Here is a 14,843-nt window from a genome sequence, read left to right on the forward strand (position 1 = left end):
CAGGCATGCCCCATGATGGCTGTGATAACAGCACGCCAGCCCGGAGACATCAATGCGCAACCCCTCGGCCCGGTACCGCTTCGTCGCACCGATGATCGCCGCAGGCGTACTCTTGGGCGGCTGCGGCCAAAGCCCGATCCAGTCCACTGCCGCGCCCGCGCCCAGCGTTAATGCCGGGCAGGACGTCCGTGGCAAGACCGTCCGCGTCCCCGCCGGCGCCCCGGGCGAGCCCGTCGCCGCGGGTCTGGGCGCGAAGTCCCAGTTCGTCACGGGGCCGGATCCCGAAACGCTGCCGGAGGGATCGCTTTACCGCAATCCCGCTAATGGCCGTGACGAGGCGATCGTTGCGGACATCCGGCACACCGCCGTGCTGATCGGTGACTCACAGTCCGAACCCCTCACCGCATGGACGCGCCAGGGCCTGGGCAACGCCGGCTACGGCGTGTTCTTCTGCGGCCTCGGCGGCACCGGGTTCGTCGCGGCGAACGGCAAGACCGGCAATTACATCGACGCCCTGCAGCGCGGCGACTGGAAACTTCCCTACGGGTCCCCGCCGCTGGTGGTCATCCAGGGCGGCGGCAACGACGCCACCCGTGGGGCCACCGACGCCCAGATCGTCGCCAACGCTGAGCGGCTGATCGCGACCCTGCGGCAGCGTTACCCCGGCAGCAAGCTCCTGATGATCGGAACCTTGGCCCGCGGCGCGAACTACGGCGGCGGCCGCCGTACCCAGGTCGACGCCCTGCTCGGGACAATCGCGGCCAAGCAGGAGATCCCCTTCGTGAGCGTGGGTGACTGGCTGAGCAGGTACAACCTCACCCGGTTGCTGGCGGACGGCACGCACATGTCTGCCGAAGGCAACGACGCCCTCGGCGTGCTGCTCGGCCAGCGGCTGGAGGAGATGGGCATCCAGGCGGACGACACCGCCACGGTCCGCTGACCCTGAGGCGCCGCCCGCCACCAGGCCAACAACGCCACCAGGCCCACAACGCCATACGGCTCACAACGACAGAAGGAGCCGGTGTCCACCCCGTGGGATGGACACCGGCTCCTTCGTTAACCGGTCTGCTGCGTCAGCGGGTGTGCCGGTCAGGCAACTTCCGGAGGAAGCATGAGCCGGGCGCCCGGGATGGCGTTGAGCAGGGCCTTGGTGTAGTCCTGCTGCGGCGAATCGAAGACGTCATCCGTGGAGCCGGTCTCGACGAGCTTGCCCTTCTCCATCACACACACGTGGTCCGCGATCTGCCGCACCACCGCGAGGTCATGGGTGATGAACAGGTACGTCAGGCCCAGCCGGGACTGCAGGTCGGCGAGCAGGTTCAGCACCTGGGCCTGCACCAGCACGTCCAGCGCCGAGACGGCCTCGTCGCAGATGATGACCTCCGGGTCGAGGGCCAGGGCCCGCGCAATCGCGACACGCTGGCGCTGGCCGCCGGAGAGCTCGTTCGGGTACCGCTGCATGGTGGACTGCGGCAGCGCCACCTGGTCCAACAGTTCGCGGACCTTCTTCTCGCGGCTGGCTTTGTTCCCGATCTTGTGGGTCCGCAGCGGCTCCTCGATGGTCCGGAAGATGTTGTACATCGGGTCGAGGGAACCGTACGGGTCCTGGAAGATCGGCTGCACCCGGCGGCGGAAGGCGAAGATCTCCTTGTTGTTCAGCGTGGAGGTGTCGACGCCGTCGAACACGATCTTGCCCGCGGTGGGCTGAAGCAGGTTCAGGACCATCTGCGCCACGGTGGACTTGCCGGAGCCCGACTCCCCCACGATCGCCGTCGTGGTGCCGCGCTTGACGCTGAAGGAGACGTCGTCCACCGCGGTGAAGTCGGTGGAGCGGCCAAGGCCGGAGCGCAGCTTGAAGACCTTCTTCAGGTTCTCAATCCGAAGCACGTCCTCAGGCTTGGACGGTTCGACGACGACGTCTTCAGCGGGCGCCAGCAGGTCTTCCGACTCGACGCCGAGTTCCTTGGCCACCTGGATGCGCCGTGATGCCAGCGACGGCGCCGAGGCGACCAGCCGTTGGGTGTACGGGTGCTGCGGGTTCTGCAGCAGTTCCAGTGACGGCCCTGATTCCACGACCTGGCCGCGGTACATCACCACGACCTTGTCGGCGCGCTCGGCGGCCAGGCCAAGGTCGTGGGTGATCAGGAGGACAGCCGTGCCCAGTTCGGTGGTCATCTTGTCCAGGTGGTCCAGGATCTGGCGCTGCACGGTGACGTCCAGGGCCGACGTCGGCTCATCGGCGATGAGGAGGCGCGGCTGGCAGGACAGGCCGATCGCGATCAGGGCGCGCTGGCGCATGCCGCCGGAGAACTCGTGCGGGTACTGCTTGGCCCGCCGCCTGGCATCGGGCAGGCCCGCCTGGGACAGCACCTTCGCGACGTCGTCCGGACCGTCCGGAAGGCCGTTGGCCTTCAGCGTCTCGCGGACCTGGTAGCCGATCTTCCAGACCGGGTTCAGGTTGGACATCGGGTCCTGCGGGACCATGCCGATGCTATTGCCGCGAAGTTCGATCATGCGCTTTTCGCTGGCGTGCGAAATGTCCTCGCCGTCGAACAGGATCTGCCCGCCGGACACCGCGCCGTTGCTCGGCAGCAGGCCGATGGCGGCCAAGGCCGTCGTCGACTTTCCGGAGCCGGACTCCCCCACGATCGCTACGGTCTCGCCGGGCATCACGGTCAGGTGGGCGTTGCGGACGGCGTTGACCACGCCGCCGCTGGTCTTGAAGCTGATCGCCAGGTCCCGGATCTCGAGCAGCGGACGCTGGGCGGCCGCACCTTCTTCACGGATTTCAACAGGGGCGTTCATGGCTTCCCCTTTCATCGCTTGCGCGCTTTGGGATCGAGAGCATCACGCAGGGCATCGCCCAGCATGATGAAGCTCAGAACGGTGATGGAGAGGGCGATGGCCGGGTAGAGCAGCGGCATCGGGTTGGAGCGCAGGGAAGCCTGCGCGGCCTGGATGTCGTTGCCCCAGGACATCACGCTGGGCGGGAGCCCGATTCCGAGGAACGACAGCGTGGATTCCGCGACGATGAAGGTACCGAGCGAGATCGTGGCCACCACGATGATCGGGGCGAGCGAGTTCGGCATGACGTGCCGCATGAGGGCGCCGAACTTGGAGACGCCGAGGGACCGTGCGGCGGTGACGAAGTCCGCGTTGCGGACCTCGATGACAGCGCCGCGGGTGATGCGGGCGATCTGCGGCCAGCCGAAGGTCATCAGGATCAGGACCAGGGTCCATGCGGTCCGGTTGGCCCGGAACATCGGCAGCTGCATCACGACGATGGCGCCGAGGATCAGCGGCAGGGCGAAGAAGATGTCGTTGATGCGTGCCAGCACGGCATCGACCCAGCCGCCGTAGTAGCCGGCCAGGGCGCCCATGATGCCGCCGATCACCAGCACACCGATGGTGGTGAACAGGCCGACGGTGACCGAGGAGCGGGTGCCGAAGATGACACGGGCGTACACGTCACAGCCCTGCTGGGTGTAGCCCAGCGGGTGCCCCGCCGCGGGGCCCCCGTCCGAGTTGGCCAGCTGGCACGCTTCGGAAGACGGGTCGATCGACGAGAAGAGCCCCGGAAAGAGCGATACGGCCACGACCACGAGGATCAGGAACGCGGAGATCAGGAACAGCGGCTGCTTGCGCAGGTTCCGCCAGGCTTCGGCCCAGAGGCTCAGCGGAGCCTGGTCCTCCTTGACTTTGTCCGTCGCCTGCAGGGGCGTCTCGGCGAAGTCGGCAACGAAGTGCTCGATGTGGCGCTCGGCGGGCGCCGAAGCATCCGGCCTTGCGGTGTTGGAATCAGGAGTCATAGCGGATCCTCGGGTCAAGCCAGGCGTACAGCAGGTCAACGAGCAGGTTGGAGAGGCAGTAGATCAGCACCAGCACGGTCACGATCGAGACCACTGTGGGGCCTTCGCCGGAGAGCACGGCCCGGTAGAGCCGGTTGCCGACGCCGGGCACGTTGAAGATGCCTTCAGTGACGATCGCGCCGCCCATCAGGCTGCCCAGGTCCGCGCCAAGGAAGGTGATGACGGGGATCAGGGAGTTGCGCAGGATGTGCACCCGGACCACGCGGAAGCGGGACAGGCCCTTCGCGGTGGCGGTGCGCACGTAGTCCGCGCTCATGTTTTCAATGACGGACGTGCGGGTCAGGCGCAGCACGTAGGCGAAGGAGGCGAGGCCCAGCACGATGGCCGGCAGGATCAGGTCCTGCACCGTGGCCGCTGAACTGACGGTCGGTTTCGCCCAGCCCAGTTGCACACCGATGGTGAACTGCAACAGGAAGCCCAGGACGAAGATCGGGATGCCGATGACGACCAGGGACGCCACCAGGACGGTTGCGTCGAAGAACTTGCCCTTACGGAGGCCCGCGATCAAGCCGAAGATGATGCCGAAGACGGCTTCGAAGATCAGGGCCATCACGGCAAGCCGGGCGGTCACCGGGAAGACCTCGCCGAGCACCGCGGCGATCGGCCGGCCGGAGAAGTCCTGGCCAAGGTCGAAGGTGAAGATGCTCTTGAGGTAGAGCAGGTATTGGATAAAGAACGGCTGGTCCAGGTGGTACTGGGCCCGCAGTTTCGCGGCGACGGCCTCGTTGACCGGCTTGTCTCCGAACAGGGCGACGATGGGGTCACCGGGGAGGCTGAAGACCAGGAAGTAGACCAGCAGCGTTGCGCCCAGGAAGACGGGAATCAGTTGGAGAAAGCGCTTGAGGATGTATGTCGCCATCAGCGAAGCACACCCTTGTCAGCAGGCATCCCGGCCAGGGATGCGGCGGAGTTGTTCATCAAAGAACCTTTTCACTATTGGTGCAGTCCGACGCCGGGAAAGTCACGGTCGCCGGGCGGCGAAAGTACGCCCGAGGCTTTGGCCGTCAGGGAGAAATCGGTGTGGAAGCAAAACAACGGCGGAGGCCCCAATCCAGGCAGCCCCCGCCGTCGTTCAGTTGTTACTTGCCGGTGATGTTGTAGTACAGCGGGACGCCGTCCCAGCCGTAGTCAACGTTGGTGACCTTGTCGCTCCAGCCACCCTGGGCAACCTGGTACCACAGCGGGATGGCCGGAAGGTCGGTCAGGAGGATCTCCTGGGCCTTGTTCATGGCCTTGTTGCCCTCGGCGACGGAGGAAGCGTTCAGACCGTCAGTGATGGCCTTGTCGAACGCCGGGTTGGCGTACTTCGCGTCGTTGGAGCCTGCACCGGTCTTGTAGATCGGTCCGAGGAAGTTGTACAGCGACGGGTAGTCGGCCTGCCAGCCGGCGCGGATCGCACCGGTCAGCGTCTTCGCGGTAGCGTCGTTGCGGGCTTCCTTGAAGGTGGCGTACGGCTTGCCCTCAACCTTGATGCCGAGAGTGTTCTTGAGCTGGTTCACAACAGCTTCGACCCATGCCTTGTGGCCGCCCTTGTCGGCGTTGTAGGCGATGGTGAAGGTCTTCTCGGCATCCCACTTCTGGATGCCGTCAGCCTTGGCCCAGGCAGCCTTGGCCTTCTCGGCGTCGAACTTCAGGTTCTCGGTACCCGGGATCGAATCGCTGTAGCCGTCCAGGACGGGGGCGGTGAAGTCCTTGGCGGGCTGGCGTGCGCCGCTGAAGATGACCTTGGTGATCTCGTCGCGGTTGATGGCCATGGAGATGGCCTGGCGGCGCAGCTTGCCGGCTTCACCGCTCCACTCCGGCAGGTATTCCGGGATGGCGATGGTCTGGTTGCCGGCGTACGGCTTGTTGATGGTGCGGTCACCCAGGTCGGACTTGAAGTTCTTCAGGGCGCTCGTGGGGATGGTCTGCAGGATGTCCAGGTTATTGGACAGCAGGTCCTGGTACGCGGCGTCGTCGTTCTGGAAGATCTTGAACGTCACGCCGGCGTTCTTGGCCTTGCGCGGGCCGTTGTATTCCGGGTTCGGAACGAGCTGGATCTGCACGTTGTGCTGCCAGCCGCCGTCCGCCATCTTGTACGGGCCGTTGCCGACCGGCTTCTCGCCGAAGCCCTTCGGGTCCTTCAGCGCGCCGGACGGGACCGGCACGAAGGCGGTGTAACCGAGGCGCAGCGGCCAGTCGGATTCCGGCTGCGAGAGTTCAACGGTGAAGGTCTGGTCGTCGACGACCTTCAGGCCGGACATGGTCTCGACCGTGGAGCCCTTGGCGCTGGCCTCGTCGTAGCCCTTGATGCTCTCGAAGAAGCTGCCGCTGAGCTGCGCGTTCTTGGCAGCCGCGCCGAAGTTCCAGGAGTCGACGAACGTCTTGGCCGTGATGGCCTCGCCGTTGGTGAACTTCTGGTCCTTCTTGATCTTGATGGTGAAGTGCTGGCCGTCCTTGCCTTCGATGGACTCGGCCAGTTCGTTCACGGGCTTGCCGTTCGGGTCATAGCTGACCAGGCCGGCGAACATCATCTGGATGACCTTGCCGCCGCCAACTTCGTTGGTGTCGGCCGGCATCAGCGGGCGCTGGGGCTCCGAGCCGTCGGCAATGATGACCTTGCTGGCGTCGCCACCGGTGCTGCCGCCGGCGGTGTTGGACCCGCCGCCGCCGCAACCGGTCAGGGCCATGGCGGCGATCGCCATCATGCCCAGTGCTTTGGAAGTGCGCGAAAAACGCATTCCGCCTCCTAAGAGTTGTGGGAGTTCGTTCGGGAGAGACTTGTGCTTCCCGGCAGGCCCGGGCACAGGGGTATCCCCTGTGACGTGGCCTACATATGGAAGTAGCCTAACCGCAAAATGTCCGGATGTTGGAACTCCGTTGCCAAACCGTGATCCGACAACTTCATGACGGTTAGCGTCAAACGCTCTGCGTTTCAAGTCACACAATACTCGCTGGTAGTATTCGCGCCCGCCGCTTCCCGGTTATGCGCCGCTAACCGAAAATCACCCCCGAACGCGGCCTAGCTGGCGCCGGAGAGCAGCTGTGCCCGCAGTTCCCTCCGCTCGCGCTGCTTGTCCGGATCCGGCAGCGGGACGGCAGCCAGGAGCCGCTGGGTGTAGGGCTCCTGCGGGTTCCGCAGGATCTGGTCCCGGCTGCCCTGTTCGACGATCCGGCCACGCTGCATCACACAGATCCGGTCGGCCAGAACGTCCACGACGGCCAGGTCATGGGTGACGAACAGGCAGGCGAAGCCAAGTTCCTTCTGCAGGTTCTGGAAGAGTTCCAGCACTTTGGCCTGGACGGAGACGTCAAGCGCGGAGGTGGGTTCGTCCGCCACCATCAGCTTCGGCTTCAGCGACAGGGCCCGGGCGATGCCCACGCGCTGCTTCTGACCGCCGGAGAGCTCGTGCGGGTAGCGGTTGCGGTAGTCGCGGGGCAGCTCAACCTGGTCCAGCAGGGCTTCGATCCGGTGCTGGAGCTCGGCGCCCTTGGCCACACCAGCGAGGAACATGGGCTCTCCGATGCTCTCGCCAATCGGCAGGCGCGGGTTCAGCGAGGAGGAGGGGTCCTGGAAGACCATGCCGACATGCCGGCGCATGTCGTGCAGCTGCCGGCCATTCTTCTTGGCCGCGGAGATGTCCTGCCCCACCACCTTCATGGTGCCGGCTGCCACGGGCAGCAGGCCGACGGCGGCGCGACCGATCGTGGTCTTGCCCGAGCCCGACTCCCCCACGAGGCCAACAACCTGGCCGGGGTAGATCGCGAGGTTGGCGCCCTCGACGGCGCGGAAGGCCGGCACGCGCCCCTGCTTGGGGTATTCGATGGCGACGTCGGTGAGTTCCAGGACCGGATCGCCCTGCGGCTTCACCGTCTCCGCGGCGGCCAGCGCGGCTGCGTTTTCACGTTCGCGGCGCAGCAGCTCCGAGCGCGGGATGGCCTGGATCTCGGCCTGCGTGGCGGCAGCGAGGGCGGCCGTGACGTCGACGTCGCCGTCGTTCTCCGCGCCGCCTTGGCCAAGGTGCGGGACGGCGGCCAGCAGCGCCTTGGTGTACTCGTGCTGCGGGTTATGGAAGATCTCCCCCGCGGTGCCCGTCTCCACGATTAGCCCGCGGCGCATCACGGCGATCCGGTCGGCGAGGTCGGCCACGACGCCCATGTCGTGGGTGATGAGGACGATAGCGCTGTCCAGCTTGTTGCGCAGGTTGCGCATAAGGTCCAGGATCTCCGCCTGGACGGTGACGTCAAGGGCCGTGGTGGGCTCGTCAGCGATCAGCAGCTTGGGGTCGCAGGAGAGCGACTGGGCGATCATGGCGCGCTGCCTCTGGCCGCCGGAGAGCTGGTGGGGGTAGGACTTGAAGGCCTTCTCCGGGTCCGGCAATTCCACGAGTTCGAGCATCCGCAGCGCGCGCTCACGGGCCTGGTCCGGGGACACCTCGTTGTGCAGCCGGATGGTTTCGACGATCTGCGCGCCCACGGTGTAGACCGGGTTCAGCGCTGTCATGGGCTCCTGGAAGATGACCGCGACATCCTTACCGCGGACGGAGCGGATGTTCGATTCGTTCGTGCCCAGCAGCTCCTTGCCGGCGAGCTTGACGCTGCCGCTGACACGGCTGTTGCTCGGCAGCAGGCCCAGCAGTGCCATCGAGCTGGCGCTCTTGCCGGAGCCGGACTCCCCCACGATGGCGAGGACCTCACCGGCGCGCACCTCGTAGTTCAGTCCGATCGCCGCGGGAACCCACTTTTTGTCCACGCCGAAGTCCACGCTGAGGTCACGGACCTCCAGGACGGTGTCACCTTTGCCGGGCACGGGGGCCGGGGCCGGATCCAGGGTGATGAAGTCAGTCATGATGGGTTGTTCCTTCCGCCCGGGCCGCCGTCGCACCGGCAATTAGTGCTGTGACCCGGAATACTGAATTATGGGGGGCATGAGCACTGTGCCCGATGCCGGAAACGTTGAAATCTTCAAGGGCCGGACGAACAAATGGTTCGCCTGGCTGTCTTGGGCCGTGGCGGCCGTCGGCCTGGCAGTCACGGTCGCCTCGGCCGGAGTCGAGGGGCTGGCAAGTGCCGCGCCGCTGCTGCTGCTCGCGTTCCTGGGCTGGCAGTTCTTCTGGATGCCGGCCGTCGTGGTGCACGACGGTGGCGTGACCCTGGAGAACCCGTTCCGGTCCGTCCTGGTGCCCTGGGCCGCCCTCGTGCATGTGGACACCCGCTACGCGCTGACGCTCGTCACTGCGAAGACCAGCTACGCGGCGTGGGCCGCACCCGCGCCCGGCATCTGGGGCGGACGCAACGCCCGCCCCGAGGACATGCACGGGCTTCCGGACACCAGTTACGGCCCCGGGAAATCGGTCCGGCCCGGCGACCTGAAGACCACCGATTCCGGCCAGGCCGCCCGCCTGGTGCGCACACGGTGGCAACACCTGGTGGAAAGCGGGGCCCTCGCCGCAGGCGAGGCGGGCACCACGGCCGCCGTCGTGACGCCCCGCTGGACAGCCATCGGCGCGGCCGCGCTCCTGCTTGCCGCCAGCTACTGGACGGTTGCCGCCCAGTAGCTGGCTCCCTCCGGGGGCAACGCTGCAGCGCACCTAGCTGTCCTTGGGTCCGTCGAACGCGGTGACGGCGGTCTTCTCGGGGGGTGTCCCCGCGGCCGGCGCCGCTACCTCGCGGGCCTTTTTGGCGTTGAATTTCTTCTGCCGGGGATCAAAGGCATCACGCAGCCCGTCGCCGATGAAGTTGATGCTCAGGCAGATCAGGACGATGAACAGACCCGGGAACCAGAACAGCCAAGGCCGGGTGGAGAACGCCTGCTGGTTCTGCGAGATGAGCAGGCCCAGGGAGGTGTCCGGCGCCTTGACGCCGACGCCCAGGTAGCTCAGCGCCGTTTCGGTGAGGATCGCCGCGGACATCGTCAGCGTGACGTTGACAATCAGCACACCGACGGCGTTGGGCAGGATGTGCTTGAAGATGATGCGGGCGTTGCTCGCACCGGAAATCCGGGCGGCGTCGACAAATTCACGTTCCCGCAGCGAGAGGAACTCGCCGCGCATCAGGCGGGCCAGGCTCACCCAGCTGATTAGGCCCAGGAAGATGCCCAGGGCCAGGACGCCATTGGTGCTGGCAAACGATGCGAACCAGCTTCCGGAGTCACGACGGCCGGCCATCTGTGCCATCACGGCGGCGAGCAGCAGGGCCGGAATGATGATGATGACGTCGGTCAGGCGCATCAGGATGGCTTCGGCCCAGCCGCGGAAATAGCCGGAGATTGCGCCCACCACGACGCCGATCAGGCCCGCGATCAGGCCGATCACCACCATCACGGTGATGGACTGCTGCGCGCCGCGCATGGTCATCGCGAACAGGTCGCGGCCGATCCGGTCCTGGCCGAAGGGGTGTTCGCCCCACGCCAGCGGCCACAGCGAGGAGGTTGGTACGCCGTCGTTGACCAGCGGCGAAACCTGCTCGTGGTTGTATTTCCACCACCCGGGGATGCCCAGGTAACCCACCGAGGTGAAGGCCATCAGGAAGATCAGGGCAAAGACCACCAGGCCGATGATCGCGCCGGTGTGCCCGAGGAAACGCTTGCGGACAATCTGGCCCTGGCTCAGGCCCTTCGCTTCGAGGATGGGCTCAATGCCGGCCGCGGGGGCGGGCTGGAGCGCGGCCTCCTCGGCCATGATTTCGTCCTGCTGACTTGGCTGGCTCATGCTTTTACCCTTACGCGCGGATCAAGTGCGGAGTACGCGAGGTCCGCAATGAGATTGAAACCCATGGCCGTGATGGCCACACAGACGAAAACGCCCATGACCGGGTTCGGGTCGATGTGGGAGATGCCGTCCAGGAAGAGGAAGCCCATGCCCCGGACCGAGAAGACCGACTCGGTGATGACGGCGCCGCCGATCAGGCCGCCGATGTCGAACGCCACAATGGTGGCGATCGGGATCAGCGCGTTGCGGAAGGCGTGGCGCATCACGACGGTGCGTTCCGAGACACCCTTGGCCCGCGCCGTCCGGATGTAGTCCATGTTCATGATTTCCAGCATCGAGGCCCTGGTAAACCGTGTGTAGCTGGCCAGGGAAATCAGGATCAGGGCCAGCGTCGGCAGGATCAGGTGGGTGAAGGAATCCAGGCCCAGGACCCAGAAGTCGCCCTCGATATTGGGGGTGTTGGCGCCGATGGTCGCTACCGGCCTGCCCCGGACGCGGCTGTTGTTGAAGTAGCTCGGCCAGGCCTGCATAAAGCGGTCAAGCAAGATCAGGGCCCCGACCAGGAACGAGGTGATGCCGGCGGCACGCATGGACTGGCCGCGGTCGTAACCACCCATGAAGTAGCCGATCCCCACGCCCACCAGGACGGCGGCAACGGCCAGCAGCACGATCATCAGGAAGGTGGCCTGGTCCAGCAGCGGCTGGACGACGAAGTACAGGACGACGCCGACGGCGACGGCGATCAGGGCAGACTGCAGGGCCTTGCGGTTCTTGAGCCCGGCCGAGAGCAGGGTGACCGCGAAGGCGATGCCGACACCGGCAATGGCGATGACCACCGGGCCCAGTCCCGGGGTCTTGAACCATTCGGTGGCGGAGAAGTAGATGAGGACGGCGCTGACGAATGCGAAGACGACGCCGCCGCTGATCAGGCGCCGCCTCGGTGCCCCGCCGGCGGCGACGGCGATCAGGATTCCCAGCCCGAGGCCGATGCCCAGGGCCGCCGGCAGCGGTACCTCCGGGTTCCGCAGGAAGTCGTTGAAGCCGATCGCGCCGAATTCCTTGAGCAGGACGGCGACCCAGAAGATCGGCAGCGAGAAGAACAGGAAGGCCATGAACGTCACGCCGTAGTCCAGTGCGCTGTACTGGCGCAGTGCCGTGACGATGCCCAGCGTGATGCCGATCAGGATGGCCAGCACCGTGGCGCCGGTAACGAGCGTCAGGGTCTGGATAAGCGCGTGGCCCAGAGCGTCGGTGACAGGCTGGCCGGCGATGTTCTTGCCGAGGTCACAGGAGTTGGCGAACGGGATGAGGCACTGGGCGGCCCCGCCGAGCCACTTGAAGTAGCGGATGGGGGCCGGGACATCCAGTTGCAGGAGCTGGATGCGCGCGTCCATGAGCGACTGCTTTTGCGGGGAGTTGTTGACTCGGAATTCCTCGAGGGGGTCTCCGGACGCCGCTGTCAGGAGATACACCAGGAAGGAAGCGCCGAGAAGAATGAGGGCGGCTGTCATGAGCCGCCGGACTATGTAAGTCACCATTGGAATACAACCTCGGTATTCGGGCCCAGGGATTGCCAGGACCGGTCGCAGAGTTCGGCCGGGTGCCGCGGGGATTCGGTGGCAGCCAGGCCATCGTCGGGTGTCGCTAGAAAGGCGTCGGGACCGTAAAGCCGTGGTCCCGACGCCTTTAGCTAGCAAGTGTTACTTGCGGTCGTCGGCTACTTCTGTGCCCACTCCCAGAAGTTCCACCAGACACCGGTCTGGTTCGGCATGTACTTCACGCCGGTAACGCGGTCGCTGTAAGCGTCCACGCCGACTGCCTGGAACAGCGGCAGGCCGTAGGCGGAACCCCAGATCTTCTTGTCGATCTGCTGGATGAGGCCATCCTGCTTGCTCTTGTCGGTGGTGACAATCAGTTCGTCCATCAGCTTGTCGGCTTCGGGATCGGAGAACTTGTTGAAGTTGGAGTCATTGCCGGACTTGAAGATCTGCGGAACGCCGGAGACGCCCACACCCGAGTTGATCCAGCCGAAGATGGTGGCGTCGTAGCCCCCCTTGCCCAGGGCCTTACCCCAGTCAGACTTGCCGAGGCCGCCGTCGACGATCTTGAAGCCGGCCTTGGTGGCGGATTCGCGGATCAGTGAGAAGGCGTCAACGCGGTTGGGGTTGTCCTTGTTGTACATGATGCGGACTTCAGGAGTGGCACCGTTGAGGAGCTTCTTGGCGCCCTCAATGTCGACATCCTTGTACGCGGCGGATCCGTTGTCCTTGACCGAGTCGGCGTAGGGAGCCTGGTCCGGAACGAACAGCTGGGAATCCAGCGGCGCCGCCTTCGGGTCAAGCTTCTTGACGATCTTGTCGACGATGTCCTTGCGGGGAACGGACTTCAGGAACGCGTCACGCACGTTCTTGTCCTTGAACGGGCCGCTGTAGTTCAGGTCGATGTGGTCGTAGGAGAGCTGGTTTCCGACGTCGACCGTGACACCCTGGCTCTGCAGAGCCTTGAGCTGATCAACGGTGTCCGCGGAGGCCTGCGGAGCGATGATGTCCGCTTCGCCGTTCTTCAGTGCCTGGACCTGGGCGGCCGAGTCACCAATGTAGCGAACGGTGATCTCGTCCAGCTTCGCGTCCGGACCCCACTTGTAGTCCTTGTTCTTGACCATGGTCAGGGACTGGTCCTGGTTGACGGCCTTGACGATGTACGGTCCGTTGGAGAGGTACAGGCTCGGATCGGCCGGCAGCGTCTTCGTGTCGAAGCCGGTGTTCCACATGTCCGACATGGCCTTCAGCGGGGCGCTTACAGGCTTCGGGGCCTTTGCGTCGCCTCGCGGCATGCCCTTGAGCAGGTCAACGAACGCCTTGGTGTCGGCCAGGCCGGCCTTCTTGGCGAGGACGTGAGCCGGGATGTCAATGCCGGGGCCGCCAAGGGCGATTTCCCAGTCGGCGAAGGGCTTGGAGTACTTGATGGTCATGGAGCGGCCGTCGGCGCCCATTTCCGGGAAATCGGTAAGTGCGATGCCGGTCGGGTCGCCGGCGTAGGAGAAGTAAGACGTTCCGGTCTTTGCTTCCGCATCGGCGTCGTTGTAGTAACCGGAGAAGGCGGCCCACTGCAGCAGGAGGTCGGCGGCGGTGACAGGCGTTCCGTCAGACCACTTCACGCCATCATTGATGGTGTACTTGACCGTCAGCGGGTTGTCCGAGGTCTTTTCCATCTTGCCGAACTTCTCGTTGCGTACAACGTTCAGCTTATTGTCGATGTAGTAGAACCCCGAGTGGGTGGCGTAGCTGATCTTCGAGTTGATGTCAGTGTTGCCGTCAGCGGTGTTGGGGTTGAACGTGTTGAACGCGTTCACCTCTACGACCGTTGCCGAGCCGCCAGTTTTGCCGGCCGCGGCAGACGACGGCGGGGTTGACCCGCCGCTGTTGCCGGCGCAGGCACTCAGTGCGAGTGCAGCTGCCGCCGCGACCCCCACTGCTTTGGAAATACGACCGAAGCGCATTCCGCCTCCTTGTTTCTGTGGTGTGGATGAGACCGGCGCCGTAGGCACCAGACAGACGTCCACACTCCCCCAGCGGCAGTGTGGCCCGTCTCACATGGCATGAAGCGTAAACCCACGATGCGGCGGATCGGCACGAAAGTTGACCGCAAATATGGTTCGTTATCGAGCTGCAACAATTGGCGCCCCCCTAAAGTAAATTTTGTGAAAATTCATTGACGGATGCCGAACTCCGGGCTATGGACGAATGCAGCAAAAAAGCCCCGATTCATGCGGATCGGGGCTTTTAGGTTCTTTTCGAGTTAACCCGCAATTACCGGGCGGCCTGCACCACTGCCGGCGGCCACCGGCAGTGCCACCAGGTCCGCGCAGCCCAGCGCCTCTGCCGCCGAGCAAAGGGAAGCCCACGTGGCAGCGTCATCCACGCACTGGAGCGCCGGGACTTGAAACGCCAACGGGCGCTCGTCACCGGGGCGAAACTCCTTCTCGTGGATGAACCGACCGCGTCCCTGGACCGGGCCCGCAGCCGTGAGGTCGTGGAACTCCTCGTCCGGCAAAGCCACGACCACGGTGTCGCAACCGTCGTGGTCACCCACGACCACGACGTCCTTGGCTACTGCGACCGCGTTGTGGAAATGGTGGACGGCCGTCTGGGGGTCCCGGCTCCGGCCCGCTAGCACGCCCTCCCCCGGGCACGACGACGGCGGCCTGCTCAGCAGGCCGCCGTCGCGCGCCGTACTCTTGATGCGCAGGCCAGTCAGAGTCAAAGGATCCCGCAAGGCCTAGAAT

11 protein-coding genes are annotated in these 14,843 nt (G+C 65.3%); 3 read left to right on the plus strand and 8 right to left on the minus strand.

Features of this window, described 5'->3' with window-relative positions; genetic code table 11:
- Window positions 1-52: 52 nt before the first annotated feature.
- On the plus strand, window positions 53-940 hold the full coding sequence (locus FFF93_RS11975; protein WP_138768717.1) for an SGNH/GDSL hydrolase family protein: 888 nt from the start codon (window positions 53-55) through the stop codon (window positions 938-940).
- A gap of 149 nt (window positions 941-1,089) precedes the next feature.
- Here the strand turns inward: FFF93_RS11975 and FFF93_RS11980 are convergent, their stop codons facing one another.
- From FFF93_RS11980 to FFF93_RS12000, 5 genes are all read right to left on the minus strand, one after another.
- A complete protein-coding gene (locus tag FFF93_RS11980; protein WP_186372153.1) occupies window positions 1,090-2,805 on the minus strand; it encodes an ABC transporter ATP-binding protein in 1,716 nt (571 codons plus the stop codon).
- An 11-nt stretch (window positions 2,806-2,816) separates the two neighbouring features.
- The gene (locus FFF93_RS11985; protein ID WP_138768715.1) at window positions 2,817-3,809 is read right to left on the minus strand and encodes an ABC transporter permease; all 993 of its coding nucleotides are present in this window, start codon (window positions 3,807-3,809) and stop codon (window positions 2,817-2,819) included.
- Complete coding sequence (locus FFF93_RS11990; RefSeq protein ID WP_138768714.1) at window positions 3,799-4,728, minus strand: ABC transporter permease; 930 nt, start codon at window positions 4,726-4,728, stop codon at window positions 3,799-3,801. Before FFF93_RS11990 ends, FFF93_RS11985 begins: the two co-directional genes overlap by 11 nt.
- Before the next feature lie 220 nt (window positions 4,729-4,948).
- Window positions 4,949-6,589, minus strand: a complete 1,641-nt coding sequence (locus FFF93_RS11995) for an ABC transporter substrate-binding protein (RefSeq protein WP_138768713.1) — start codon at window positions 6,587-6,589, stop codon at window positions 4,949-4,951.
- A 281-nt stretch (window positions 6,590-6,870) separates the two neighbouring features.
- Window positions 6,871-8,697 carry an ABC transporter ATP-binding protein gene (locus tag FFF93_RS12000; RefSeq protein WP_138768712.1) on the minus strand — a complete coding sequence of 609 codons (1,827 nt, stop codon included), beginning with the start codon at window positions 8,695-8,697 and terminating at the stop codon, window positions 6,871-6,873.
- Window positions 8,698-8,776: 79 nt separating this feature from the next.
- Between FFF93_RS12000 and FFF93_RS12005 the strand changes: the two genes are divergently transcribed.
- Entirely contained in the window at window positions 8,777-9,406 is a 630-nt protein-coding gene (locus tag FFF93_RS12005; RefSeq protein ID WP_138768711.1) for a PH domain-containing protein, read from the plus strand.
- A 33-nt stretch (window positions 9,407-9,439) separates the two neighbouring features.
- On the opposite strand, the gene FFF93_RS12010 is transcribed toward FFF93_RS12005, so the two are convergent.
- The 3 genes from FFF93_RS12010 to FFF93_RS12020 form a co-directional block, all read right to left on the minus strand.
- Window positions 9,440-10,558 (minus strand): ABC transporter permease, encoded by a 1,119-nt coding sequence (locus tag FFF93_RS12010; protein ID WP_395858388.1) that lies wholly within the window; start codon window positions 10,556-10,558, stop codon window positions 9,440-9,442.
- On the minus strand, window positions 10,555-12,096 hold the full coding sequence (locus FFF93_RS12015) for an ABC transporter permease (protein WP_138768710.1): 1,542 nt from the start codon (window positions 12,094-12,096) through the stop codon (window positions 10,555-10,557). Before FFF93_RS12015 ends, FFF93_RS12010 begins: the two co-directional genes overlap by 4 nt.
- Before the next feature lie 179 nt (window positions 12,097-12,275).
- Window positions 12,276-14,057 (minus strand): ABC transporter family substrate-binding protein, encoded by a 1,782-nt coding sequence (locus tag FFF93_RS12020; RefSeq protein ID WP_138768709.1) that lies wholly within the window; start codon window positions 14,055-14,057, stop codon window positions 12,276-12,278.
- 485 nt (window positions 14,058-14,542) lie between these two features.
- Between FFF93_RS12020 and FFF93_RS12025 the strand changes: the two genes are divergently transcribed.
- The gene (locus FFF93_RS12025) at window positions 14,543-14,731 is read left to right on the plus strand and encodes a hypothetical protein (protein WP_261375104.1); all 189 of its coding nucleotides are present in this window, start codon (window positions 14,543-14,545) and stop codon (window positions 14,729-14,731) included.
- Window positions 14,732-14,843: the final 112 nt, after the last annotated feature.

This window comes from Arthrobacter sp. KBS0702 (assembly GCF_005937985.2).
GTDB lineage: Bacteria > Actinomycetota > Actinomycetes > Actinomycetales > Micrococcaceae > Arthrobacter.